17 protein-coding genes are annotated in these 25,749 nt (G+C 58.4%); 8 read left to right on the plus strand and 9 right to left on the minus strand.

The features are described 5' to 3' along the window. Positions 1 to 246: 246 nt before the first annotated feature. The 5 genes from EYB53_RS17510 to EYB53_RS17530 all read right to left on the minus strand — a co-directional run bounded on the left by EYB53_RS17510 (position 247) and on the right by EYB53_RS17530 (position 10,681). On the minus strand, positions 247 to 1,317 hold the full coding sequence (locus EYB53_RS17510; RefSeq protein ID WP_167857461.1) for a GNAT family N-acetyltransferase: 1,071 nt from the start codon (positions 1,315 to 1,317) through the stop codon (positions 247 to 249). Between the two features lie 162 nt (positions 1,318 to 1,479). After that, complete coding sequence (gene purD / locus EYB53_RS17515) at positions 1,480 to 2,724, minus strand: phosphoribosylamine--glycine ligase (RefSeq protein ID WP_135479707.1); 1,245 nt, start codon at positions 2,722 to 2,724, stop codon at positions 1,480 to 1,482. Positions 2,725 to 2,739: 15 nt separating this feature from the next. Continuing rightward, complete coding sequence (locus tag EYB53_RS17520) at positions 2,740 to 6,468, minus strand: CHAT domain-containing protein (RefSeq protein ID WP_135479708.1); 3,729 nt, start codon at positions 6,466 to 6,468, stop codon at positions 2,740 to 2,742. Next, complete coding sequence (locus EYB53_RS17525) at positions 6,458 to 7,696, minus strand: diguanylate cyclase domain-containing protein (protein ID WP_135479709.1); 1,239 nt, start codon at positions 7,694 to 7,696, stop codon at positions 6,458 to 6,460. The genes EYB53_RS17520 and EYB53_RS17525 overlap by 11 nt, the downstream gene beginning before the upstream one ends. Positions 7,697 to 7,924: 228 nt before the next feature. Beyond that, positions 7,925 to 10,681, minus strand: a complete 2,757-nt coding sequence (locus EYB53_RS17530; RefSeq protein ID WP_135479710.1) for a winged helix-turn-helix domain-containing protein — start codon at positions 10,679 to 10,681, stop codon at positions 7,925 to 7,927. A gap of 279 nt (positions 10,682 to 10,960) precedes the next feature. Between EYB53_RS17530 and EYB53_RS17535 the strand changes: the two genes are divergently transcribed. From EYB53_RS17535 to EYB53_RS17565, 7 genes are all read left to right on the plus strand, one after another. Next, positions 10,961 to 12,640, plus strand: a complete 1,680-nt coding sequence (locus EYB53_RS17535; RefSeq protein ID WP_135479711.1) for an MFS transporter — start codon at positions 10,961 to 10,963, stop codon at positions 12,638 to 12,640. A gap of 15 nt (positions 12,641 to 12,655) precedes the next feature. Next, a complete protein-coding gene (locus tag EYB53_RS17540) occupies positions 12,656 to 14,038 on the plus strand; it encodes a dipeptidase (protein WP_135479712.1) in 1,383 nt (460 codons plus the stop codon). A 12-nt stretch (positions 14,039 to 14,050) separates the two neighbouring features. Beyond that, positions 14,051 to 15,295 (plus strand): peptidase T, encoded by a 1,245-nt coding sequence (gene pepT / locus EYB53_RS17545; RefSeq protein WP_135479713.1) that lies wholly within the window; start codon positions 14,051 to 14,053, stop codon positions 15,293 to 15,295. A 6-nt stretch (positions 15,296 to 15,301) separates the two neighbouring features. Further along, positions 15,302 to 16,768 (plus strand): leucyl aminopeptidase, encoded by a 1,467-nt coding sequence (locus EYB53_RS17550; RefSeq protein ID WP_135479714.1) that lies wholly within the window; start codon positions 15,302 to 15,304, stop codon positions 16,766 to 16,768. A gap of 230 nt (positions 16,769 to 16,998) precedes the next feature. Further along, the gene (locus EYB53_RS17555) at positions 16,999 to 18,663 is read left to right on the plus strand and encodes an AbgT family transporter (RefSeq protein ID WP_135479715.1); all 1,665 of its coding nucleotides are present in this window, start codon (positions 16,999 to 17,001) and stop codon (positions 18,661 to 18,663) included. A gap of 97 nt (positions 18,664 to 18,760) precedes the next feature. Next, positions 18,761 to 19,492, plus strand: coding sequence for a ZIP family metal transporter (locus tag EYB53_RS17560; protein ID WP_135479716.1), 732 nt, complete (start codon positions 18,761 to 18,763; stop codon positions 19,490 to 19,492). A 13-nt stretch (positions 19,493 to 19,505) separates the two neighbouring features. Beyond that, complete coding sequence (locus tag EYB53_RS17565; RefSeq protein ID WP_167857462.1) at positions 19,506 to 19,670, plus strand: hypothetical protein; 165 nt, start codon at positions 19,506 to 19,508, stop codon at positions 19,668 to 19,670. Positions 19,671 to 19,804: 134 nt separating this feature from the next. On the opposite strand, the gene EYB53_RS17570 is transcribed toward EYB53_RS17565, so the two are convergent. Genes EYB53_RS17570 through argS form a run of 4 tightly spaced genes read right to left on the minus strand, consistent with a single transcriptional unit; the run spans position 19,805 to position 24,364 of the window. Beyond that, positions 19,805 to 20,941, minus strand: coding sequence for a methanobactin export MATE transporter MbnM (locus tag EYB53_RS17570; protein ID WP_205712678.1), 1,137 nt, complete (start codon positions 20,939 to 20,941; stop codon positions 19,805 to 19,807). 9 nt (positions 20,942 to 20,950) lie between these two features. Continuing rightward, entirely contained in the window at positions 20,951 to 21,811 is an 861-nt protein-coding gene (locus EYB53_RS17575) for a hypothetical protein (RefSeq protein WP_135479718.1), read from the minus strand. A 29-nt stretch (positions 21,812 to 21,840) separates the two neighbouring features. Continuing rightward, a complete protein-coding gene (locus tag EYB53_RS17580) occupies positions 21,841 to 22,635 on the minus strand; it encodes an HAD-IIA family hydrolase (RefSeq protein ID WP_135479719.1) in 795 nt (264 codons plus the stop codon). A 1-nt stretch (position 22,636) separates the two neighbouring features. After that, positions 22,637 to 24,364 carry an arginine--tRNA ligase gene (argS, locus tag EYB53_RS17585; RefSeq protein ID WP_135479720.1) on the minus strand — a complete coding sequence of 576 codons (1,728 nt, stop codon included), beginning with the start codon at positions 24,362 to 24,364 and terminating at the stop codon, positions 22,637 to 22,639. A 554-nt stretch (positions 24,365 to 24,918) separates the two neighbouring features. Between argS and EYB53_RS17590 the strand changes: the two genes are divergently transcribed. After that, positions 24,919 to 25,749 (plus strand): RpnC/YadD family protein (locus EYB53_RS17590; RefSeq protein WP_135479721.1); only part of this gene is annotated, 831 nt, incomplete at its 3' end.

Consider the following 25,749-nt stretch of genomic DNA (forward strand, 5'->3'; position numbering starts at 1 on the left):
TTGCATCTTCCGTGTATGCATCCCACCAGGGCACCCGCAAGGGCACCCGCAAGGGGTGCCCGTACACCATCGCCCCGGTACGGGCACCCCTTGCGGGTGCCCCGCCCCGGTACGGGCACCCGCAAGGGCACCCGCCCCGGTACGGGCACCCCTTGCGGATGCCCCGTTGTATCCGATTTCGTATGATGCAATCGCCCTAGTGGTGGAATAGACACTCCTATGGCCTATCCAGATAGGAGTGCGATATTACACCACTGGATTGAGAATGTACGCCTGCACGGTCTGGTCAAGCGGTGCGCCAAAGGTGGCTGGCGTCAACGGAATGGCGGGCATGACGGAACGCTCAAGCAGGACAAGGCCCGGCTGTCGTTCGAAGCCCTGGCTGAGATTGATCGCGAGCATCCCATCATTTGTATTTTCTACCCAGGTGACAATGCGACGGAAGCCATGCCGCTGGGCGTAGTCAATAGTCAACAACTTCATCACGCGGGCCAGACCCTTGCCACGATACGCGGGCAATGTCCCGGTCAATTCCTGATAGAGCGTATCGGGGGTATCGGCGCGACCTTGGAGAAAACTGAGGCCAACATACTGGTCGCCATCGCGAATCACAAAGAAGGCATCAAAGAGTGCCTGGGGTGATTCAATCGCAAAGGCCGCGAACTCCTCACGCGTCGTAAAGATTTTTTCAGGGATTGGCACCTCACGGGTTAAGGCAGCGTGGAGCGTATAGATCTTCTCGAGCCAGTCGGCATCCTCAGCACGACACTCGTCCAGGGTCATAATCCGCAAACCATGGTCGGCCTGCAGGCGTTCAAGACGCGGGGCGAGCTCGACCGGAGCGGTGTGCGCAACCTCAAGCACAAAGGGATTGCTACGCATCTGCTCGCTGAAGCCATGCCGCTCAAAAGCTTCGCTCAATTCAGGGGCTTGTTCAGGTACAAAAATCCAGAGTGCACGCCCACCAAGTTCCGTCAGATCCGCCTCCATCTGACGAAGGAGGGCGGTACCGATCCCACGGCGACGCAGGGCGTGGTGTACCCGAATCACAATCCAGTAGGTCCCAGGGTTTTGAAGCCAGGTCACGGGGAAGAAGTGGCCGACGCCGATGGTGGCGCCGCTTGCATCCTGGGCGAGGTAGCGCCACGAATGGGCACCGCTGCGCTCGCAGGCGCGGTCGAAGGCGTGCAGATCATCAAGGCTCGGGGCCTCGTTGTCAAAGGGCTGTTCAACACCTGCCAGCCGATAGAGATCGGCAAACGCTTCATAGTCGGCAGGGGTCATCGTTGCACGCCGGATGGTCAAGCCAGGTAACATATAAGGCCTTTCTTGCTTTGACTGGGCGCGCCAACCGGCAAGCGGGTGAGGGTCGCACTCCCTTCCGCACATCAGTTGACACATCACGGCGACCAGTTCACAGAATAGGTGTGATGTCCACCCATACAGTAGCATGCGCACGCACGTCTGGCAAGAGGGTTTTCACTCTGCACCAATATCAGTGCGATAGTATTTGCCGTCAAACTTGATTCGTTCGGCATATTCATACGCACGCTTGCGCGCTCGGGCCAGGGTCGTGCCTACACCGGTGACGCCAAGCACGCGACCGCCATTGGTGCAAAGCCCGCGCCCACCCAGGGTCGTGCCGCCGTGAAAGATGATGACCTGGTCGTCATCAATTGCTTCGACCCCGCTGATCTGGTCGCCCTTGCGTGGTTTGCCAGGGTAGCCCTCGGCACAGAGCACAACACAGACGGCGTAGCCACGGCGGCGCCGCAGTTTCTCGGGGTTGAGCCCGCCCACCGCACAATCGTAGAGCACCTCAAGAAAATCGCCTTCAAGCAGCGGCAGGATCGCCTGAGCTTCGGGGTCACCAAAACGTGCGTTGAACTCGAGCACCTTTGGGCCGGCATCGGTCAGGATCAGGCCACCATAGAGGACACCGCGGAAGGGGGTTTCACGGGCAGCCAGTTCGTTCACGACCGGCTGCAAGCATTGCTGCACGATCTGATCGAGCAGCGCTGGTGACACATCATCAACGGGGGCCACCACACCCATCCCCCCGGTATTCGGGCCTGTGTCGCCCTCACCAAAACGCTTGTGGTCACGGGCTGACGGCAGAGGCAAGAGTCGGCGCCCATCACAGAGGGCCATCACCGATACTTCCCGCCCAAACAGGCGCTCTTCGAGTAACAAATGGCTCCCCGCCGGTGTTGCGGCAAGGTGATGGATCGCGTCAATTGTTTCGCCAATCGTTTCAGGCACGATGACACCCTTGCCCAGGGCAAGCCCATCAGCCTTGACGACCCAGCTTCGCCCGCTCGCGAAGACAAAAGCCTCGGCATCGGCAGGGTTGGTAAAGACGTGCGACGCCGCTGTTGGCACACCGGCTGCGGCCATAATCTCTTTAGCAAACGCCTTGCTACTCTCGATGCGCGCCGCAGCGGCTGTTGGCCCAAAGGCCGGAATGCCCGCAGCAAGGAAACGATCAACAATACCATCGGCAAGCGGATTATCTGGACCGACGACGAGCAGATCAATGCCTTCGCGTTCGGCAAGATCAACGAGTGCCCCAATGTCGGTCAGTGGAAAGGGGACATTTTTGCCATAGACGCCTGTGCCAGCATTGCCAGGAACACACAGCATCCCGCGCAGATGTGGTGACTGGGCAATCTTCCAGGCCAGGGCATGTTCGCGCCCCCCCGAACCAATGAGCAAAACCTTCATAGCACAACCTGAGCCCTATAGATGTGAGCCTGACCCAAGTATAACATACTGGCGCTGTTGGATCGTGGCAACGGTCTGATACCAATGTTCGCGTAGTTCGGGCGGCCAGCCAGGTACGCGATGGCCCAGGTCACGAATGGTTGTCGCATCACCGATCCACGCAAGTGCCTCGATGGCTTTGCGTCGTAAGTAGAGGTCATGGTCGGCACGATCTGGTCGATGCGGTGCTACCGTAAAGTTGCCCAGCGCCAGCGGCGGAACTGACTCGGCCGCAGCAAGGATCTGGATCAGCTGTTTGAGCGTAGGCCCCTGGTTACCATCAACTAGCGGCACGTGGCGTTCGGCAATGCCAACACCGATCCAGGCGAGTGATTGCAACGCTTTCGCTTTGATCACCTGCCCCGGATTGGTGATAAGCAACCGGATCAACCAGTCGACAACCTCACTGTCGGTCGCCCGTAGACGCCCCGCAAGATAGGCCAGTTGCTGTGCGGCACTGTCGGCAACCGTCGGGTTGTACCGGATCAAGACCCTGAGCAGCCTGATGACATCCTGGGGGTGAAAGAGGGTCAGGGCATCAGCCGCAGCCCACATCGTATCTTGCCAATCCTCGCTGATGACCTGCTCGGCGGTGTCGTCAGGGCTCAGAATAACCCGCAGCAAATGTCTCGCATCAAGCATCCGATGCAGGCGTGTATCAATCATGTCGCCCAGCGCAAAGGCCGCCAGCGCCCGTTCTGGGGCCGAGGGCGACGTATGCAGCAAGGTATGTAACTCGTTGCGACCGGCACTTCCCCGCCGCCAGATCGCCATAAAACGGAGCAAGGTCTGGTCGTCACGCAACTCGCGCAACGTCGGAGGGCTGACGCCTGCCCCAGGCAAGGCATTGGTGAGCGCTCCTGCTGCGGTTGGCAAACCGGCTGAACGTGGCGCAGCCAGTTCGCCGGCCACGTCGGGCGGCGCCTCGGCTTCATCAGCGACCGCAGCAAGGTAGATGGTACGCAGGGCGCGCGCGGCGGCAATGCGAACATTGGTGTACTCGTAGCGCGGCCCCGAGGCGCTCGGGCGTACCCGTTCAATCACGAGACGATGCAATTCGTGACGCACCTGGGGGTACTGCAATCGTCCCAGCGCCACCACCAGTTGCTCGCGCCGCTCGGCTGATGGCTCACGCGTACTGCGTAACCTGAGCACACACGCATCTAGCAACTCAGAGCGCAAGACCGGATCAAGCCGCGCCTCTTGCCGCGGCGCGAGCGCTTCGAGGCAACGTGCCGCCATGAGCGCATGGCCGTCACTGCCAGCGCGAATGGCCGAGGCAAGCAATCTGAAGAGTGGCGTGAGATCGTTGAGCATCCCGACCAGGGCGTAGATGACCTCTTCCCACCAGAGCATAAGCTCCTGGTTGGCACACATCGCGATGATATCAGCCAGGCGTTCCTGGCGATCCGCACGGTTCGCCAGGGCGACGGCGGCACAGTAGGCTTGCAGGTGACTATTGACAAAGCGAGCGGCACTAGTGCCGACGCCGGTCAACAGACGCGCCGCCCGCAACAGGTCGTACAACTCTTCGAGGCTATAGTCGCGCTGATGGCGCACCCGTGCCAGCGTGCGAAAGATTGTTGCCAGACTCAGGTGCTCGCGATGCTCCCAGCAACTCTGCCAGGCCAAGGCGATCAGGCTCGTGCGGGCGGCGGCCCCCAGGCTAAAACGCCGATCAAGGGTGCCAAGCATGCGATCGAGGTAGCTCTGTACCAGTTGATTGCGGGTAAAGCCATCGGGTGTGGCACTCGTCAGTTGCTCGATCAGCAAGGTCAAGAGACTCGGGTCGCTTGCGAGATTGAGGAGCCGTTTGTCGCGGATCTGTCGGTAGAGGAGGGCGGCGTTTGACGCATCACGTTGCTGTAGATAGCCAAGGATCTGACGCTCGCCAAGTGGCTGGATCACCAGCACAGACGCCCTGCTGAGATGGGAGCCAGGATAGCTGTCTTGCGCCGAGGTGACAATAAATCGTTCGTTGGGAAGCCGCTGTGCCAGGCGCATCAGTTCACGGGCGGCTTCACTACGCGCACGTTCGGGGAGCGTATCAAGGTCGTCGAAGAGCAGGACAAACCGTGGAGGGCCGTCAGGTTCGCGGGCAGTGTGAGCGTGACGCATCGTTGTACCGAGGAACTCGCCGAGGGCAGGCGTGATCGCACTCGCCTGCTCGACAATCTGTCGTTCCAGCCGCTGCTGACCGCGCTGCTGATCATAGCCAATCAGCGAAATGAAGATGCCAGGGGGACGCGTAACATCCTGGGTCACCGCCTCGGCCAGTTGGTATGCCAGGCGGCGCAAGATCGTTGTTTGCCCAGAGTGAGGCGGACCAATCAACGCGACGAGATTCGTCTTCTGTGGTCGGCGCGGCTCAGGGCGGCGTCGTTCTGGCTGCAGATGCAAGCCAAGGGTCTGGTCAAGCGTCTCGATCGCCCCAATTGCTGCTGGCGCATCTTCGGGTCGCACACGCAACAAATGCCAATCCTGCCCAGCGGCAACCTGCATCACCGCAACATCAATATAGGCTTCACCACGCCAACGCGCAAACTCAGGCTCACGCAAAATGGCCGCCACATACTCCAACTGAGCATTGGGCAGAAAGATCCGTCCGTTCGCATAGCGCATATAGAGCACCGGCGTACCCCACCCGGTTGCCTCGGGGTTGAAGATACGTCGGCGGGCACTATTGACAGCAAAATCAATGGTGCCATCACGCAGCAAGACGTCACTCAGGTGATGGGTAAAACTCCGTGCCAGCACCACCTCGATCAAGCGTTGCATCGCAAGCACAGCAGGAACCCCGCTCTCAATCAACAGACGGGTTGCCAGGCTATGCAACGCTCCCGTGACGGCACTATTGCAGGCGACCAGCAAGACTAGTGAGAGCCGGTGACTCACGGGCAAGGTGCGGAGCAGGCTCACCAGCGTATTGCTATCATAGAGCAAGGCACGGCGTGTCTGAGGATCTTCAAGCACGAGCCGGGTACCCAGTTCAGGGTGAAACAGACCGTGCCCATAATAGAGCAACCCATCGTACCCCGTCTCAGCAGCGGGGGCCTCTGCATCGAGGGTGCCACGGAGCAATGCCGTACGCAGCGCTTCAGGTGAGGCCAGGGGCAAGACATCACAACGCAACTGACCAGCAGCTATCGCGGCACTAAAGCGCGTCTCAAAATCACGCTGCTCGGCCTCACGATCAAGCTCGGCGAGGTGCCAGCGGGCAAGATCGACGGGTGACGCTAGCACCATCAGCATGCGGATAGGGCGACGGGCCAGGGGGCGGCCTTCGTCCAGTTCTGCACTCTCGACATACCGTGAAAAGAGAATGCGTGGATCGACCGCCAACGGCCGTGGAGGTTCCAGGCCGCTGCTATCATCAAAATGCATCAACTCCCAGGGGAGTGCGTGCAACGCGGGGGCTGCCGGATCGAGGGCCAGGCGGAGCCGAAGCTGGTCGTTCCGCGCATTGATGGCCGCCCAGGTCTGTTGAAACATCAGCGCCAGCGGCCCACTAAAGAGTTGATGAAAGAGTCGGAGACCGGTCGCAACGAGGGTTTGCGGATCGGATGCATCAGGCACCGTGTCGGAGTCAAACGTCAGCGTCGTACGCTCACGCCGACCACTGGCGAGCCAGAGGTCAACGGTGTAGCGTTGCGGCACACCATCGGGATGGCGTTGCACACGGACAAACATATCCTCAATTGCCATGGGCAACTGTCCTTGTGACTAGCATATGTTCGACATGGTTCTTCCCACCTGCTTTAGCCTTGTAGAGCGCGAGATCGGCCAGTTTGATCACATTCGCCAAAGACTTTTCATCGCCAGTATAGGTTGCAATACCGATGCTAATCGTCACATACGCACTGGCCTCGCTCGCTTTATGGGGAATGCGCAGGGCCTCGACATTTGCGCAGAGCAAGGCACCGATTTCGAGGGCACCTTCGACGCCAGTGTAGGGCAAGAGAATGCCAAACTCCTCACCGCCATACCGGGCCACCAGATCACCAGGGCGTTTCAAGACCTGCTTGAGCACCTGGGCCACCTGCTTGAGACACTCATCGCCTGCGGGATGACCATAGCTATCATTATACGCCTTAAAATTGTCGATATCGCAGATCGCAATCGAGAGAGGTACCTTATTGCGTTTGCTATGCAAATATTCGCGTTTGACCTGCTCATCGAAATAACGACGGTTATGGATACGCGTCAACCCATCGAGATCCGAGAGATCTTCCAGGATCTTGATCGTATGGCCTAATTTTGAGCCAAAGACCACAATCAGGCTACTCCCTACGACACCAAAAAAGAGGTGACTGAAGAGCAATGCCCACGGCATCGAAAAGGCAACCGGAAACGAGATACTGATCCCGCCGCGGATATCACCAACCTGATAGCCCTGCTTTTCGTGGCACTGCAAACAACTCTGCTGAGTGATCAGGGGGGCCATATATTGAAAGATCGCCGTGTGGCCGTTCTGGGTATAGCCTGTATACTCGGTCTTGACACGCTCTTCAAAGATACGCAGCGCTTCGGCTTCCCAATCTTCAGGAGCATTCGCCGGACGAATCGGGTTCAAACTGGTAATATGCAGATTGATATTGTCTTGTTGATTCGCAAGTTCGGCAATCAAGCGGGTCATATAGGCTGGATTGATCAGGGTCAACATCGTGCCATCAGTCGTCGTCAGATCACGATGGGCAACCTCAAGGTAAGGGTTCGGTTCCACCTCGTCTGAGACCGGCATATAGACCCCGCCGTGCTGTGAATTCCACGCACGGGTGGTGACAATCAGGTCGAAGATAACCCGGCCATTTTGCAGATAAATGTCGTGCTGCTTCTGGCGTACCTGGACAATATTCCAGGCCGCCGAAAGGCTGATCAGAACGAGCCACCCGATGACTCCGGCAATGATGTACGGTCTGGCTTTGCTTGTCATAGCTCTGCTCCGTGTGTGCGTGAACGTATGGCTCTGTCCCTGCGTACGCGGGGAGGCGCGTTGGCGGCCCTGCGACCTCAGGAATCTTTCATGCGCTGGAAAAGCCAGCTAAGCTGGCTTTTCCAGCGCATGAAGCCGGGTTTGAGTGAACCTATTTGTTGTTCTCTAGTTAAAAATAAGATAACAACAACGGATTACCACGCTATTACCAGCGCAGGGTGAAGGAGGCTAGCGCGTGGCAAGCGCATCCGGCGCAAGCAGGCCCAGTGCGCGGGCCGTCATCACCGCTTCACGGCGACTATGCACGCCAAGTTTATCGTAGATGGTCGTGGTATGCTTACGTACGGTATTGGGGGCAATCACAAGGTGCCGGGCAATTTCTTTATCGGACCAGCGCAAGGCGAGCAGACCGAGAATTTCGGCTTCGCGGGTTGTGAGCAACTCGGGGAGACTGCCCCGGGCCAGCACCTGGGTTGCAAGTCTCGTTTCGTCTGGATAGGAGCGATTGGTGGTAAGGAGTTTCTGTAGATAGGGCCACTCCTCGTTGCCCTGCGCGAGCGGGGCAACGAGGAGTGGCCTGAGGCCTGAGCCAAGATCGAGCAGCGTGCGGACAAAACCTGCGGCGGAGGCACGCTGTAGAGCCTGTTCGAGCAGGGTCAGGGCCTGTTCGGTCTGGCCCTGGGCCTGGCGCACGATGGCTTGCATCGCAAGACCACTGATCTGTAAGCGCGTCTGGGGCACCTGGGCAACCTGAGCCAACCATGACGCCAAGAGCAGATCGGCCTGCCTCAGGCTCACCAGATCACCCGCAGCCACCAGTGCCTGAACCTTGCTCAGGCAAGGAATGCTGATCGAGAGCGTAAACCCGGGATGCAAATGATCGACATCGATCCCTGCGGCACTGCACAGCGCAGAAGGCACATCACCCCGCGCCAGTGCCACCTGAACCGCACAACTCAGCGCCTGATACCGCAAAAAGACCCCACCGACTTCATTGGCAAAGACGAGAGCTTCCTGCGCAAAAACTTCAGCTTCGGCGAGCGAGCCACGGGCCAGCGCAATCAGGGCCAACCCGATCACCCCATTGCTATACCCAGGGTAAGACACTTTGTATTTGCGCCTGGCGAGCATCTGAAACTGAGCCTCTGCCGCAGCAAGATCGTTCCGTTCGTAGGCCACCATGCCCAGGCTATACGCCGCATAGCCGAGCCAGAAATCACTTGACTGGTTGCTAACTACAAAATCATATAACTGTTGCGCATAGTCCTGCTGCGCCGATAGATCGCCAATCAGATGGGCCATCCAGCAGAGCCCGGTCGCACGACAGAGAGGCTGCTGCGGGCGCAAGGCGGCGAGCGTAGCGGGCAGATCGGCTTCCAGCAACGCGACCCCCTCAGCAAAGCGGTTGGCCCCTGCATAGGCAAGACCGAGTGCGAGCAGCACCTGTGTACCAAGGGCAGGTGTCGGGCCAAGCTTGAGCGCTACCTCGAACGAACGAATTGCCTCGGTAGCGTCACCTTTCCACAAGGCAAGCACCCCCTGTAACGCAGCAAAATCAGCCTGAAACCGCTCCCTCGAGGGCAACAGATCGTGCGTGCCAGGTGTGGCAAGCAATTGATCAATATGCGCCAGACACCGCTGGAGTTGCCCCATATCGCGGCTAAAGACCGCGAGGCGAGCCACGATCAGAGTCAAGCCTGGGCGGCGTTCGATTACGTGTAATGGCAGGCGTTGCAGCCAGTAGTCTGGTGAAGTTGGCAGCACATCCTGGCCCATCGTCAGCATCAACAACTGTTCAATCAGCCTGGCGGCGCCATCCTCATTGCCAGCAGCAAGCAAGTGACGGAGAGCCTCTTCATCAAATCCCTGGGCCTGAAACCAGTCAGCAGCGCGCTGGTGCAGCAGCGCACACTGGGTTTCACCATACTGAGACTGCGCATGGCGCACAAGAAGATCGCGAAAGAGATGATGAAACCGGTACCACTGGTGGGCCTCATCAAGCGGGATCACAAAGAGATTGGTGTGCAGCAGCGTCTGAAGACGACTTTCGGCAGCATAGATTGCCTCAGGTGTCCCAAGCAACGCCGCACACAACCCGGCGCAGAACCGCTCAGGAACAGCCAGGGCCAGCAAGGTCTGCTGGATCTCGACAGACTGACGGGCCAGCACCTCATCGGCCAGATATTCAGCGATCTGGCGTGTTGCAATGGCAAAAGACTGTGCCGGTGCCATCGAGTCGCGCCGGGCCAGGGCCGCCAGTTGCACCGCAAGCGCCCAGCCTTCGGTCTGTTCTTGTAACGCATCAACGTAGGTTGACGGCGGTGGCACACCCTGCAGATTGGTCAGCAATGCCGTCGTCTCGGCAGGGGTAAAGCGCAACGCATCGGCGCGGAGCTCAACAAGTTGCTGCTCAGCGCGCAGACGGGCTAGGGACAGCGGCGGATCAGTGCGGGAGATCAGCACCATGCGGCACGACGGGGGCAACTGGCGCACAAAATATGTTACGGCCTGATGGATTGGCTCGGACGTGAGCATGTGGTAATCATCGAGCACCAGGGTTACCTGGTCGGTGAGCGCATTCAGATCAACAAGCAGTGCCTGTAGGAGCACATAGGGCGGCGGGAGTTTGGGGGCGGTAAAGAGATCGCGGATGTTTGGAAGCGGTTGCGCGAGGGCTTCCTCAAGCGCACCGGCAACAAAAGCCAGGAAACGCTCACTCTCTTGATCATGTTCATCGAGCGTCACCCAGGCAAACCGTGAGCAAGTATGTGGCACTTGCTTTGCCTGCGCTTCCTGGTGGGCAAGCCACTGGGCCACCAGGGTTGACTTGCCAAAACCCGCCGGAGCCACGACCAGCACCAGTTTTGCATCAGGCAGGGCTTCCACAGATGGAAACAATCGTGTACGCTCGACCCACGCCTCGAGTTTCTGCGGAGGGCGCAGTTTTGTGGGCACGAGTAGCCCGAATGGATTGACAGCCAGCATTTTCGCTCCTCTGGCAGAGCATCACAGCCTACAATCTATTCTACTCTAGTCTATTATACCTGAGTTTATGCTAGAACAACCTATCCGTTAACAGGTGAGATGCCGAGAAAATACTGCACTTTGAGTGATGCAACTGAGGATCTGAGGTACTATAATAGGTATCGTCTCTAAGAATGCTGTATGTTGATGTTAGGTAACAAGCGATTTGCATGTAACTTCATGGCTCATCGTTTTTTGCCGTGCGTGCCGTAGACCTGTTCAAGAGAGAAACAAACGTGTATGACTAGTTCTTTAGGCGCAACCACATCAGGTGCCGAGGCAACAGCAAAAGCCTCGTGGTTTCCGATGTTGATCATCAGTCTGGCCCAGATCCAACTGGCCTTCAACGTGAGTGCCCTCCAGGTTTCAATTGGTGGTATTGTTGAGGATTTCAATACCTCGCCTAGCAGTGTCAGTACCGCCCTGGTGGTCTACTCACTCGCCGTAGCTGCCTTTGTGATGCTTGGGGCCAAGCTCGACAAGATGATTGGTTCGCGGTTGATGTTCCAGGGTGGCATCCTGGTGCATGGCGTGGCGATGGGCATGATGGCACTGAGTACGACGCCGGATCGGATGATCCAGATCCAGGGCCTAGCCGGACTGGTGGCGGCACTGATGGTGCCGTCGCTCGTCGTATTGATCGCGACCCACTATCAAGGCAAACAGCAGGCGCAGGCGCTCGGGTTGCTCGGGGCCGCTCAGGCTTCGGCAGGTGTGCTCGCCTTTCTGATTGCCGGTGCGCTCGGCACATTCCTTAGCTGGAGGTATGCCTTCGGGTTGCTTGTCTTTGTGGCCGTGGCGATCTTTTTCCTCAGTTTTCGCCTCAAGCAGGTGCCACGGCAAACAGGCATGAAGATTGATTGGAATGGCGTGATCTTGATTGCCTCGGCAGTTACGCTGCTCAGCCTCGGTTTCAATTACCTCAATGCCTGGGGCATCCTTGTGGCTACTTCTAATGCGCCTTTCAATATCCTCGGTCTTTCGCCCGCCCCGATCATGATTGTGTTTGGCATTATCCTCGGGCAACTCTTCTTTTCCTGGTCGTATCTGCGTGGCAAAAAGGGCAAGCCAACCCTGATTGCCCTGGAAGTACTCGACACCTCCGAAGAACGGTATACTACCTATGTCCTCTTGATCATTGGAGCGCTCGGGCCGGCGATCAACTTCCTCATTCCTCTCTACATCCAGATTGTGCAGGGGCGAAGTAGCTTGCAAACAGCAGTCGCGGTGATTCCTTATTCACTGGCAATCTTCTTTGGAACCGCAATGATCGTCCGTCTCTTTGATCGCCTGACCCCGCGCATGATCGCTCGCTATGCCTTCGTCACGATTGTGGTAGGCCTGGTGATGCTTGCCTTTACGGTCTCGAATGACTGGGGCACGCCAATGGTCATTCTCAGCCTCGTCATTGTTGGTGTGGCCGAAGGTTCGCTGCTCACCCTGGTCTTCAATGTGCTCGTTTCCGCTTCGCCCAAAGAACTGGCTGGTGATGTTGGGGCCTTGCGCGGTACCGTCAATAATCTCTCGACGGCCCTGGGTACGGCGATGGTTGGTGCGCTTGCCGTTGGCATTCTCGGGGTGCTCATCGCCGGCCTCGCGGCGAATCATCCCTCCATTCCACCTGAGTTGCTCGATCAGGTGAATCTCGACAATGTTGATTTTGTCAGCAACGATCAACTTGAAGAGCTTCTGGCCGCAACCAGTGCGACCCCCGAAGAGGTTGCTGCAGCCGTTGCGATCAATGAGGATGCCCGTCTCCGTGCGCTCAAAGCGTCCTTCTTGGCCCTGGCAGGGGTTGCAATGCTCGCCATTGTGCCTGCGGGAGGGTTGCCGAATGTCTTGCCTGGTGAAATTCCGGTTGATCAGCCGCAGAAAGGTGCCGCGGGCCGGAAGAAGAAGAAGTCTGGTGCCGCTGCCTAGAAGAGGATAAGGATTATGACCATTTCAAGTCAAGAGGCACGTGCTTTTTCACGCACACAAGGTGCCAGGTTTGTCGAGGAGTTGTTTGCATTTTTGCGCATCCCTAGCCTTAGTGGCGATCCGGCCTATGCCCCTGATGTCCGCCGCGCTGCCGAGTGGCTGGCCGAGCATATGCAGGGCCTAGGGCTCGCTCAGGTGCAAGTGATGGAGACAGCCGGACATCCGGTGGTCTATGGTGAATGGCTCGGGGCTGGCCCCGATAAGCCGACGGTGCTGGTCTATGGTCACTATGATGTGGTGCCTGCCGAGATGAGTGATGGCTGGCAAACGCCGCCTTTCGAGCCCGTCGAGCGCGCTGGCCGGATCTATGCCCGTGGCGCAACCGATGATAAGGGCCAGCTCTTCATTCACGTCAAAGCACTCGAGGCGTATCTGAAGACGAGCGGGGCCGCCCCCATCAATGTGAAATTTTTGATCGAAGGCGAAGAAGAGGTCTCGTCACCGAATTTGCGACCCTTTATCGAGGCGCATCTCGATCTGCTCAAGGCTGATGTCTGTGTGATTAGTGACTCATCGATGCGCACCATTGATGAGCCAGCGATTACCCATAGCCTCCGCGGCATGACCTATCTGGAGATCGAGGTCTCTGGGCCGACCGACGATTTGCATAGTGGCTTCTGGGGCGGCGCAACCCATAATCCGGCGCTCGCCCTCATCGAGATCCTCGGCAAGCTTTACCATCCCGACAATACGATTGCGGTGCCTGGCTTCTATGATGATGTGGTGTCCCTCACCGACGAAGAACGGGCGATGATCGCGAAGACCGATCTCTCGGAAGCGCAGTTCAAGCAGTCAACCGGGGTTCCGGCGGTCTGGGGTGATCGCACCTATACCATCCGCGAGCGTGTTTCGGCACGTCCGACCCTCGATATCAATGGGCTCTGGAGTGGCTGGAGCGGCCCTGGCCCCAAGACGATCATTCCGGCGAAAGCGTCGGCCAAGCTCAGTTCACGCCTGGTTGCCAATCAGAATCCGCACAAGATCTATGAACAGATCAAGACTTATATCGAGTCAATCACCCCGCCAACGGTCAAGGTGTCGGTCAAACTCTTGACCACGGGCGAACCGGCCCTGATTGATTTCAACCTGCCTGCGATGCAGGCGGCCGCTCGTGCCTACGAGAAGGGGTGGGGCGCGACACCGGTCTTTACCCGTGGCGGTGGCAGCATTCCCGTGGTGGCCGATTTCGTTACCCTGATGGAGATCCCGGTCGTGATGATGGGCTATGGTCTTGATGACGACGGCTTGCACGCTCCCAACGAAAGCTATAGTATTGAGATGTTCCAGCGTGGCATCGAAACAGCGATTGTCTACCTGGAAGAATTGGCCGCACTCTAAAGGAGAAAGACCGTGCATACCGCATTTGCTGCCGAACTCGAAGAACGTCTTGTCCGCTATGCTCGCCTTGATACACAGGCTGACGAAGGCTCGTCAACCACGCCGAGTACCGCGAAGCAGTACGATCTGCTCAACCTGCTCGTCGAAGAATTGCACGCGATCGGGGCCGAAGAGGTCACGCTTACCTCGTATGGGGCGGTGCTGGCAACCATCCCTGCAACGGTCGCTCATTCGGTACCAACAATTGCCTTTCTTGCGCACGTTGATACAGCACCTGCCTTCAATGGCACCGGCGTCAAGCCGCTTGTCCATCGCAACTACGATGGTAACCCAATCGTGTTGCCTGATGATCCCCATCAGGTGCTCACGACCGATCATTTCCCCTATCTCGAAACGAAGATTGGGGACGATATTATTACGGCAAGTGGGACAACGCTGCTCGGTGCCGATGATAAGGCCGGCATCGCGATCATTATGACCATGGCGCACTATCTGTTGCAGGAACGAACCGTTCCTCATGGGAAAATTCGGCTCTGTTTTACGCCTGATGAAGAGATCGGGCGTGGCGTACATCCTGATCTGCCCCGCGATCTTCAGGCTGACGCGGCCTATACGCTTGATGGCGGACCGCTCGGCGAAGTGGTCTACGAGACTTTTTCAGCCGATAAGGCGACCGTTCAAATCACCGGGGTCTCGATTCACCCTGGCTACGCCAAAGGTGAACTGGTCAATGCGTTGCATCTCGCCGCAAAGATTATTGACACGCTGCCCCAGGTGACGATGACGCCCGAGACGACTGATGGCCGCCAGGGTTTTATCCATGTCTATCAGATGACTGGCACGGCCGCCGCCGCCGAATTGCATTTCATTCTGCGCGATTTCGAGCGCGAAGGGTTGCAGGCCCACGGTGAACTGTTGCAACAGGTCTGCGCGACGATCCAGGCGACCGAGCCGCGGGCACAGATTACCTGTACCATCACGCCCCAGTATCGCAACATGCGCTATTGGCTCGAACACGATATGCGTCCGGTAGAGCTTGCCCTTGAAGCCTGCCAGCAACTTGGCATCGAGCCCTTCTCGCCGCCGACCCGCGGTGGTACCGATGGCTCACGTCTCACCGAAATGGGTGTGCCAACGCCGAATCTCTTTACCGGGATGCAGAATATCCACGGTCCGCTCGAGTGGATCAGTGTCCAGGATATGGTTCACGCAACCGCTGTGTGTGTCAAACTCGCCCAACTCTGGAGCAAAGGCTAAACCGGCATGAAGATGATGCTTACAACTGGTAATGTGCTCAACGAGGCGGCTGATCTAGCCATCCTGGCCTGCCTCGAAGATGTGCCCCTCGCCGAAGCGGTGGCCGGTCTGATCGAGGCGGCTGATTTCAGCGGCAAAACGGGTCAGACCCGTCTCCTCTATCCACGCGGTGCCGTTCTTCCGAAACGCCTGCTCTTGCTCGGTCTCGGCCCGGCTGACAAACTCACTGCCGAGACGCTGCGCCGGGCGGCGGCAAACGCGGTGCGTCAGGCCCGGGACTTGCAGGTTGCCAGCGTGGCCTTTGGGCTCAATGATCAACTGGAGCTCGCGCCCGCCCTGATCGGTCAGGCCCTCGCCGAAGGGGCCGAGCTTGGGGCGTACCGGTATCTGCGCTACAAGACTGGCCTCAAGCCTGAGCAGACCTTTGCGGTCGAGGCAATGACGCTGGTGACGCCAGGTGCCACCGATGCGATGCAAGCCGGGGTTGCCGTCGGTCAAACCATTGCGGGTGGCGTTATGTTGGCCCGAAATCTTGTCAATACACCACCAGGTGTCTTGACTCCCGCCGCACTCGCCGACCAGGCCATAGCCCTCGGTGAGCGCACCGGGGTCGCGGTCACCATCTTTGACAAAGCCCGTCTGACGGAAGAAGGCTTTGGCGGCCTGCTCGCCGTTGGTCAGGGTTCGGCCAATGAGCCACGGTTGATCGTGATGGAGTATGGCAAAGCAGCCGAAGGGCGGCCAACAATCTGTCTTGTTGGCAAAGGCCTCACCTTTGACAGTGGTGGCCTCTCGCTCAAACCGGCAGATGCTATGACCACCATGAAGTCTGATATGGGTGGCAGTGCGGCTGTCCTGGGGGCAATGCAGGTCATTGCAGAACTGCAACTCCCATTGCATGTCGTGGGTCTCGTGCCCTCGGCTGAGAATATGCCGAGTAGCACCTCGTACCGACCTGATGATGTGCTTACCACCTTGAGCGGCAAAACGATCGAGGTGCTCAATACCGATGCCGAAGGACGGATCGTGCTGGCCGACGCGCTCTTCTATGCCCAGCGCTACAACCCCGCCGCGATCATCGAACTTTCGACGCTCACCGGGGCGATTGTGGTTGCCCTTGGTTCGCATGCAACGGGGATGATGGGAACAAATCAGGAACTTGCCGACGCGATCAAGCAAGCAGGGGAAACAACCGGCGAACGCGTCTGGCAATTGCCGCTCTGGGAAGAGTATCACGAGATGATCAAGAGCGAGATCGCCGATCTCAAAAATATCGGTGGTCGGCAGGCTGGCTCGATCACGGCCGGGGCCTTTCTTGCGGCCTTTGTTGGTGACTATCCTTTTGTTCACCTCGACATTGCTGGCACCGCCTATGCCGAAAAACCGGCGCGCCCTTATGACGTCGCAGGTGGCACAGGGGTAGGGGTACGCTTGCTCACCGAGTTCTTACGCCAGTATACCCACGGGGTTTAAAGGCGGAAGCCCTGACATTCATCTGTATGGAGCCGCAGGCTCATGCACCTGAACGTTAGGGTGTTACCCTCAAAGCCTCACTTGTGCTGGCGCAAACGTCCAGCGAAGCTGGACGTTTGCGCCAGCACAAGTGAGATACGTTGTAGGGCGGCCGCCCTACAACGCATCCACATCGGCCTGGTGGCTTGCCACCAAAAGTTTACTGATCAGATAAACGCCAGGAGGCATCAATGGCTGCAGAAACGGCCAAGTCAAAAGAACCAGGTGAGGGTGGGTTTGTGCAGAAATTGCTGGATGGCATTGAAAAGGTCGGCAACAAAGTCCCCCATCCAGTCATTATGTTCCTCTATTTGATCGCGATTATTGCCGTGTTGTCGCAAATCCTCTACATGTTCGGGGTCAGCGTGACCGAAGAGATTGCGGTACCGGTGCCAATTGAGGTCTTGCGCGATGTGCGTGATGCGCTCGGTGGTTCGATCGTTGCCTATGATGTGTATACGGGGCAACCTGCCTACATTCCCGAATTCATTATTGAAGAGCAGACGATTCCTATCCAGAGCCTTCTGACGGTTCCTGGGTTACGTTTTGTCTTCTCGTCGTTTGTCGCCAACTTTGCCGGGTTTGGGGTCGTTGCGGTCACCCTGGTCGCGATGGCCGGCGTCGGTGTTGCCGAACAGGCTGGCATGATGGCGGCCCTGATCCGCAAGCTGGTCAAGGTGGCCCCACGCAATCTCATCGCCTTCATTCTGATCCTCGTCGGCGTGCTCTCGAGTGTTGCTTCTGATGCTGGTTACCTGATCCTCATCCCGCTTGCGGCAACGGCCTTCCTCACCCTGGGGCGTCACCCGCTAGCCGGGATGGCGGCAGCTTTCGCTGGCGTCAGCGCGATCTTCGCGGTCAATCTGCTCATTACGCCCGTTGATAGCATGATCACCGAGATTACCAATGAGGCCATTGGGCTTGCCGGCGGCACGCCGATTACGGTGACGGCCAACTACTTCTTCAGTGTGGCCTCAACCCTGATCTTGAGCGTTGTCGCGGTCATTGTCACCGAGCGCATCATCGAGCCGCGGCTGGGCAAGTACGAGGGCGAAAGCCTGATCGGCGATGATGACCTTGATCCCGAGGCCGCCAAAGCTGAGGCGCGGGGCTTGCAATATGCGCTCTATGGGTTTCTGATTGTGTTCGCGGTTGTGCTGCTGCTCTCGCTGCCCCCAGGTGCCCCGCTCCGCCATCCCGTGACCGGCAATCTGATCGGGACAACGCCCTTTATGGATAGCCTGATTTTCATTATCTCGCTCATCTTCCTTATTTCAGGCATTGGCTATGGGCTCGGAGCGAAGACGATCAAGAGCAGCAACGATGTGATTAGTGCCGTTACCAAGACCTTTGCCGGTCTTTCGGGGCTGATCTTTATGCTGCTGATGATCAGCCAGTTCATCGCCTTCTTCAACTATACCAACCTGCCACGCGTGATTGCGGTCGTGCTGGCCAATGCCCTTGAACAGGCCAATATTGGGGCTTTGCCCTTGCTTGTAGGCATGATTCTCGTCATTATCATGCTCAACTTTATCATTCCCGGTGTGGTGCCAAAGTGGGCTATCTTTGCCCCGATCTTCATTCCACTCTTCATTCGTCTTGAAGTTGCCCCTCAGACCGTGCTGGCAGCCTATCGGATTGGTGACTCGCCGACCAATGTGCTCACCCCTTTGATGGTCTATCTGCCCTTCATTGTCACGGTGGCTCAGAAGTATCAGAAAGATGCTGGCCTTGGCACAGTGATCGCGTTGATGATCCCCTACACCCTGGCGATTGCCCTTGTCTGGATCTTGCTCTTTGTGATCTGGTTTGTGCTTGGCATTCCGCTCGGCCCGGGTTACCCTGTCAATGTGTAAGGTCTTTTTTACGCGGTGCGAACGAGTCAGTTTCACGACTGGTTCGCACCGCGCTCAACGCATCAGCATCAGGGCCTGTCGCAGACCTACGAGGATCATGACTGAATTTCAACTTGTCCTCATCATTGCCAGTATTGCCGCTTTCTTCACCTATCTTGGTGCCCCGCTTGCCGAGGCGTTCGATGTTCCCCATGTGGTCATTAGTGCAGCCCTTCAGTTTGCGGCAGGCGTGATTATGGCCCTGGTCGCCTTTAGTCTGATGCCGCCTGCAATTCGTCTCGGTCCACTGACCTGGGTGCTCGGGGCGTTTTTTGTGGGGGGCCTGCTCTATGTCATCCTCGAATATGTCTCGGTCTGGGCGCTTAGCAAACCCGATCTTGCCCAGGATAATTCGGCGTCCCTCGGTCTCTATATCGGCATTCTCGTTGATCTGCTGATTGATGGTATTGTCATTGGCATCGGCTCGACGTTGACCATCAAGACTGGTCTGTTGCTCGCCCTCGGTCTGGCGATCAGTACGGCACCGCTTGCCTTTGTCATTACGGCGACGGCGAAACACCAGGGGGTTCCCCGTCGGCGCCGCCGGTTCCTCTCGTTCCTCTTTATTGCCGCCATCATTGGCGGGGCCGTGATCGGCTATCTGGTCTTGCGCAATCAATCCCTCGAGGTACGGCTGATCCTGGTGGCCCTCGCTTCCGGGTTTTTGATCACGACCATTACCCAGGGGATGATCCCCGAAGCGAATAAAGAGGGCGAACCAGGTTTTGCTGGGGTCTTATTTGTAGGCGGCATTTCGCTCTATGCGTTGATGACGCTCGGTTTGCAATAAAGGATACAGTGGTATGCGTCTCTATGTGCTCTATGCCCTCCTGATGGCTTCGGTGGTGATCGCTGCAATTGAGGCGACCCCGGGCCTTTCTGATCGCCTGCGCCGGTTTCTGGTCATTGCGGTGGCATTGCTGGTGATGTTGCCGTCGGTGATCTATTTGATCTTTGGTGGCGGGTAGAACTATCAACCAGGCCAGCTGCGCTGGCCTGGTTGATACCAGAAGGCTAGGGCTGGCACCGAGTATGCGCTGAAGTGGCAGCAGGGGAAGTCGATGCTGACCTGGTCAACACCAGAGGTTGAGGGCTGGCACCCTCACTCAACACGATCGCTGAAACGTGGATCGGTGACAAACCCTTCGTCGGTCAGCGCTTCGAGGAAGGCGATCAGATCAACTCGCTCTTGATCGGTCAGGGCAAAGCCGGTGATCAGGCTGCTCTTGTAGGGGTTCTGGCGCCCGTCGCCTGCATACGGCCCTTCGGTCAGATGCCGTCCGCCAGCTTGATACAGCCGCATGACCTCTTCCAGTGTAGCCACACTGCCGTCGTGCATGTACGGAGCGGTGAGGGCCACATTGCGCAGACTCGGTGCCCGAAAGCGGCCCATATCGGTCGGGTTTCCGCTAACCTCGGCAAGCCCGTGCTGACCATCCGGGTAGGCGCCTGTGCCATCAAGGTTGTAGAGGCCGATGTTGTGAAAGGGGGCCGACCCGGATGACTCGCCCTGTACCCGCGTCGAGCCGGTAAAGTTGAAGCCGCCGTGACACTGCGCACAGCCGAGTTCAGGCCCAAAGAAGCGTTGTGCCCCACGCAACGCCGCTGGTGAAAGGGCGGTCGCGTCACCAGCTTGATACCGATCGTATGGTGCGTCAGCCGTGATCAGCGTGCGCACAAACGCAGCCAGCGCCTTGATGATCTGCTCCCAACCCATCGCATCGGGGTCATGCGGGAACGCGCGCGCAAAACGCTGCTGATAGACACCATCCTGCCTCAGCCGCGCCAGGATCGTTGCCTGTTGACCCGCTACACCCATTTCATCGGGGGCCGTGCCAGCAAAGAGCCGAGCAAGATGCTGCTCAAGCGTCGTGAGCTCTGGCTGCGCCCAGGTCAGCGTGCGTGCATAGGCAACATTACCAAGTCCCTGTGTATTGCGGGGATGAAGCGTGCCGGTTGCATTTACGGCCCGAGCGCGCCCATCACTAAACGCCAGCGCCTGGATATGGCACGTTGCACAGGCAACCGTCGCTGGCCCCGAGAGACGTTCTTCATAAAAGAGTGCCCGGCCCAGTTCGATCTTCGCCGTCTCCAGCGGGTTAGCGGCTGGTACCTCGGGCAACGGCCAATCGGCAGGCAGAGCCCAGCCAAATCGTGCGGTCGTTTCAGGTGCAGACGCACGACATCCGCCTGCGAGCACGAGCAGACCAAGCATAACTGCAATAAGTGTTCTACGCATCAACATCATTTACGAACGCAAAGCACCAAATTGCTGCCGTACCACGTGCCACATCCCCCGTACCCGGCGATCAAGCCCAAGCAAGAACAAGCCCAACAACATCAAAGGAAGGGCCGGCCAGAGCAATTCGAAGATCGGCGCATCATGATGAAAATTGGGTAAATTTGCCACGAGCCAGATGCAGACGCCACCGGCAAAGCCCGCGAGGCCCGCACGAATGCCAACCAGCAGGCCCAGGGTCAACAGCGCCAGTGGCACGCCCGCTGGATGCTCGGGAATGCGCCCCAGCAGCAGGGGCATGCTCAAAAGCGCAACACCAGCCAGAACCAACAAGAGGGCAATGCGTCGCCGCCAACCCGTTGGTTGCTCAAAGAGTGGTGCCGCATATGGATCGGCAGGTGGCGGAGGAACCAGTTGTTCGAGGTGATCAGGGTATGGATATCCATTGGTTGCCTTGATCAGGGCGAGGGCTAGTCCCTGTGTGCGAGCCTCTTCCGCAATTGCTTGCATAGCGGGAAGCCCAGCTACTTCATCTGGCAGGGCCTTCAGTTCAAGCGAGGTGGCAGGCAAACCCGAGGCGAAGGCAACAGGCACAGGTTCATACGCAACCGTCAGATCAATGCAGATCAGCGTATGCACCCGATGACTACGTTGCGCATCAACCATCAATGCATCACGCAGCGGCATCGCGCCAAGCGCACGTTGCATCCAATCGGTCAGCAACCGATCAAGCTCACGTGCCTCAATGGCCGAGAGTGAATTACCAAAGGTCCCCGCCCGCAACGCATCACGTAACTGTCGGGGTGTCCAGTCGCGCAACATGGTCCAGACCGTCGCACGATCATACGCGACGAGGAACATTGACGCCATCAACGAAGATCGTGTCCGCAACCTGCTTCTCACAATGCACACCAACTTGACAATAACGTAGGAAGATCGGCGATGATCACATCAGGCTTGATCGGGCCTGTTGTGGCTTCTTCGCGTCCACTGACCCCGGTCAACACCAGCACCGAGGGCATGCCTGCGGCGAGCGCACCGGCAATATCTGTATCAAGGCGATCACCAATGACCAGCGTCTGCTCAACCGTACTTCCAAGCATGGTAGCCCCGATCACAAACATCGTCGGTTGCGGTTTACCGATGACCACGGGCACTACATCAGTCGCCGCAACAAGCGCTGCCATCACCGCCCCTGCCCCCGGAATCAAGCCCTCTTCAGCCGGAAACGTCTTATCCGGGTTGGTTGCGATATAGGTCGCCCCGCCCCGAATAAAGAGGGTCGCCTGACGCAGAGTCTCATAGGTGAGGGTGAAATCGGCCCCCTGCACCACGAGTTCAGGCAAGACGGTATCTTCCACAAAATAGCCGTCCCCAAAGATCGCCTCACGCAAACCCTCCATGCCCACCACAAACACCCGCGTCCCCAGAGGATAGGTCGTGCGCAAATAACGACCTGTCGCCACCGCCGAGGTAATGACGCGGTCGGGCGGCATGATGATGCCCATGGCCGCAAGTTTATCGGCATACTGCGCCGGGGTCAGCGAGGCATTATTGGTAATGCAGCCATAGCCAAGCGAGCGCTGATCGAGCCAATTCAGCAGTTCGTGTACCCCGGGCAGCACCTGCTTGCCCCGGTAGAGTACGCCATCCATATCGAAGAGAACCGCACGGATCGAACGTAGGATATCCATATCACATCCGCTCTGGTGCTTGGATGCCAAGCAAGCTCAGACCATTGTGCAACGCCTGCGCAGTGGCGGCGACGAGACTCAAACGGGCGCCCCGCAACAGCGATGTTTCCGCCTTGAGGACAGGGCACTGTTCAAAAAAGACGCCGAACTCACGCGCCGTGGTATAACACCAATCGGCTACGACAAACGGCGCATAGCGCGCCCCTGCCTCGCGGACAGCCTCGGGCAACCGGGCCAGATGTTTGATCAGACGTGTCTCGGAGGGATGCACAAGCAAGGAAAGCTCGCCGCCCGGCCCTTCACCGCCATCCTCACGTGCTCGCCGCAAGAGCGAACGACAACGGGCATAACTATACTGCAAATACGTGGCGCTATTGCCCTCGGTTGCCAGCATTCGCTCCCAATCGAGCGTAATATTGCGCTTGGGGTCTTGATAGAGATCGTTATAGACCACGGCCCCGACGCCGACCGCTTCGGCAACAGCATTCTTTTCAGCCTCAGGCAGATCGGGGCTCTTGTGCTCAACCACTGCCCGTGCCCGACTCACCGCATCATCAAGCAGCGCTTCGAGGTAGACCATATTGCCCCGGCGCGTCGAGAGCGGCTGCCCCTGGGCATCAAAGACAGTGCCAAAGGCAACGTGGGTCAACTCCACCTCTTGCGCATACCCCATCGCCCGCATCAACGCAAAGAGTTGACGCAAATGCAGCGCTTGCGGTTCACCGATGACATAGACGATCTTCTGGGGGCTAAACTCGCGCATGCGAAAGACGATGGTCGCCACATCGCGCGTCATATAGAGGGTGCCACTATCACTGCGCTGCAGCAAAAAGGTGGGCAGGTTCTGCAGGTTCTCGATCACCACCGCCCCACCCGCATCACGGTAGGCTACCCCGCAGTCAAGGGCTTCCTGGATCACCCCGGCCAGCATTGGCTCATAGAAACTCTCGCCATAGGCATGATCGATCGTAACACCAAGTCGATCATAGTTGCGCTGGGCTGCCTCCATGGTGAGATCAACACTCCACTGCCAGAGCTCACGGGCCTGCGGGTCGCCCTGTTCAAGGCGCAGTGACCATTGGCGTGCGAGCTCGTCGAGGGCTGGATCATCTTTAGCGGCAGCGGCAAAACGGGCGTACTGGGCCTCGAGCGCCTCCAGCGCGGCTTCGCCAACACCCTCGGGCTTGCCTTCATGCTCAACCGATGCCAACACAACCCCAAACTGCTTACCCCAATCCCCCAGATGATTATCACCAATGACCTCGTACCCCAGGGCACGATAAAGATTGACAATCGCCTGCCCAATGATCGTCGAGCGGATATGACCGACATGCATCCGTTTCGCAATATTCGGTGCCGAATAATCAACCACAACGCGCTGAGCGTGCCCATCGCGATGGGTGCCATAACACGTTCCTGTAGCGAAGATCTCGCTTACCACCGCAACAGCCAGGCGTTCAGGGTGCATGGTAAAGTTCAAAAATGGCCCGACAGCCTCCACCTTGCCAATCAGACTATTGTCGCCCACCCGGATCGCTGCCGCAAGATCGGCTGCGAGTTGTGGGGCGACCAAGCCCCGTTCTTTCGCCAAGCGAAAGGTCGGAAAGGCCAGATCCGCCGGAATATTGGGCCTAGGCGTCGTCAACTCGATCTGGCCTACTTCGGCCTGACCGGTTGCCGCAATCGCCTCGCGAACCTCAGTTGTAAAGCGTTCTAACGCATAATTCATGCTAGCCTCTCCAGTTGTACGCACGGTGTCAGTATAAAGCCGCTCGCCATTTGGCGCAACCATTGCCGTGCGCAACGCCAGGGCGGTTGCACCCTCCGTTGGTGCGTGCCCATGTAGGGGCGCAGCAGCCCATGCGCCACCCGTCAACCACAACGATCTCTGTTCGCTGCTGCGCCCTGCCGTGGGCATGGTACCATTCCCGCACATACGCCTCCATCCCGGCGCATGTGCATACGCGCCCCATCGTCGTGATCCACCCGTGGGGGCACGGTGCCGCCGTGCCCCTCCACCCATCCCCGCGTGCGCAATGGGGGGCCATGGTGCCATCGGGTGCGGGTTGTGTCACCGGGGGGCCGGTGGGCGCAGCAGCAATGGCAGGGGCGTTCGGGCAACGGGCGGGCCATCGGCTGCTGCGCCCCTACATCCGGCAATGCTGCCATTGGGCAGGCACGGCGGCACCATCTCCGTACGGGCACGGCGTTACTGTGCCCCCGTATCGTTTGCCCCCCTCGTGCGGTAGAACCAGCAACATCCGTTTTGCCCGAGGAATGCCCATGGAACTCCCGCCGGCTGATTTTGATGGCGCGTGGAAATATGCGCTCGACCACTACGTCGCCCCGTTGCTCGAACTGCTCTTCCCGGAGGTCTGGCGCACCGTGGATTGGCAGCACCCCGTGATCTTCCGGGATACCGAACTCCACCAGCTTGACCCGGATCTCTCCCGCGGCAAGCACCGCATCGACAAGCTCGTGCAGGTCCAGGCCCACGATGGCTCGCCACGCACGATCTTCATGCACCTGGAAGTCCAGGCCCAGCGCGACCCGCACTTCGCCGAGCGCATGTTCTGTTACCACGTCCAGATCTTTGTGCGCGAACGCCACCCGGTGATCAGCCTCGCCGTCTTGAGCGATGACCAACCGGGGTGGCACCCGCGCTCCTTTGGCTATGCCGAGGCCGGATGCGTGGTGCGGCTCGACTTCCCCACAGTCAAACTCTTGGATCTTGACCTGACGATGCTCGAAGCAAGCCGCAACCCCATCGCGATGGTCATCCTGATCCACCGCGACGCGCAGGCGACCCGGGGGCAACCCGAGGAACGCCTCCGGCGCAAATTGGCCCGCTTTCGCACCTTCTTCCGCAACGGCTACGCAGCCACCGACATGCGCCGACTCTATCGCGTGCTCGATCAGATGCTGCGCCTCGACCCGCGCATGCACGCGACGGTTCGTGCTACAATGCGCCTGATTGAACAGGAGGAGACCCAGATGGACACCTTTGTGACCAGTATCGAAGAACTTGCCTTTGCCGAGGGGCTTGAGAAGGGGCTTGAGCAAGGCATCGAGAAGGGGCTTGAGCAAGGCATCGAGAAGGGGCTTGAGCAAGGC

The organism is Candidatus Chloroploca mongolica, assembly GCF_004762035.2.
Classification (GTDB): domain Bacteria; phylum Chloroflexota; class Chloroflexia; order Chloroflexales; family Chloroflexaceae; genus Chloroploca; species Chloroploca mongolica.

What these genes read in the sequence shown, in the direction of transcription:
- EYB53_RS17510 (WP_167857461.1), bottom strand. Translation starts at nt 1,317, where the DNA reads ATGTTACCTGGCTTGACCATCCGGCGTGCAACGATGACCCCTGCCGAC.
- purD (WP_135479707.1), bottom strand. Translation starts at nt 2,724, where the DNA reads ATGAAGGTTTTGCTCATTGGTTCGGGGGGGCGCGAACATGCCCTGGCC.
- EYB53_RS17520 (WP_135479708.1), bottom strand. Translation starts at nt 6,468, where the DNA reads ATGGCAATTGAGGATATGTTTGTCCGTGTGCAACGCCATCCCGATGGT.
- EYB53_RS17525 (WP_135479709.1), bottom strand. Translation starts at nt 7,696, where the DNA reads ATGACAAGCAAAGCCAGACCGTACATCATTGCCGGAGTCATCGGGTGG.
- EYB53_RS17530 (WP_135479710.1), bottom strand. Translation starts at nt 10,681, where the DNA reads ATGCTGGCTGTCAATCCATTCGGGCTACTCGTGCCCACAAAACTGCGC.
- EYB53_RS17535 (WP_135479711.1), top strand. Translation starts at nt 10,961, where the DNA reads ATGACTAGTTCTTTAGGCGCAACCACATCAGGTGCCGAGGCAACAGCA.
- EYB53_RS17540 (WP_135479712.1), top strand. Translation starts at nt 12,656, where the DNA reads ATGACCATTTCAAGTCAAGAGGCACGTGCTTTTTCACGCACACAAGGT.
- EYB53_RS17550 (WP_135479714.1), top strand. Translation starts at nt 15,302, where the DNA reads ATGAAGATGATGCTTACAACTGGTAATGTGCTCAACGAGGCGGCTGAT.
- EYB53_RS17555 (WP_135479715.1), top strand. Translation starts at nt 16,999, where the DNA reads ATGGCTGCAGAAACGGCCAAGTCAAAAGAACCAGGTGAGGGTGGGTTT.
- EYB53_RS17560 (WP_135479716.1), top strand. Translation starts at nt 18,761, where the DNA reads ATGACTGAATTTCAACTTGTCCTCATCATTGCCAGTATTGCCGCTTTC.
- EYB53_RS17565 (WP_167857462.1), top strand. Translation starts at nt 19,506, where the DNA reads ATGCGTCTCTATGTGCTCTATGCCCTCCTGATGGCTTCGGTGGTGATC.
- EYB53_RS17570 (WP_205712678.1), bottom strand. Translation starts at nt 20,941, where the DNA reads ATGCGTAGAACACTTATTGCAGTTATGCTTGGTCTGCTCGTGCTCGCA.
- EYB53_RS17575 (WP_135479718.1), bottom strand. Translation starts at nt 21,811, where the DNA reads ATGGCGTCAATGTTCCTCGTCGCGTATGATCGTGCGACGGTCTGGACC.
- EYB53_RS17580 (WP_135479719.1), bottom strand. Translation starts at nt 22,635, where the DNA reads ATGGATATCCTACGTTCGATCCGTGCGGTTCTCTTCGATATGGATGGC.
- argS (WP_135479720.1), bottom strand. Translation starts at nt 24,364, where the DNA reads ATGAATTATGCGTTAGAACGCTTTACAACTGAGGTTCGCGAGGCGATT.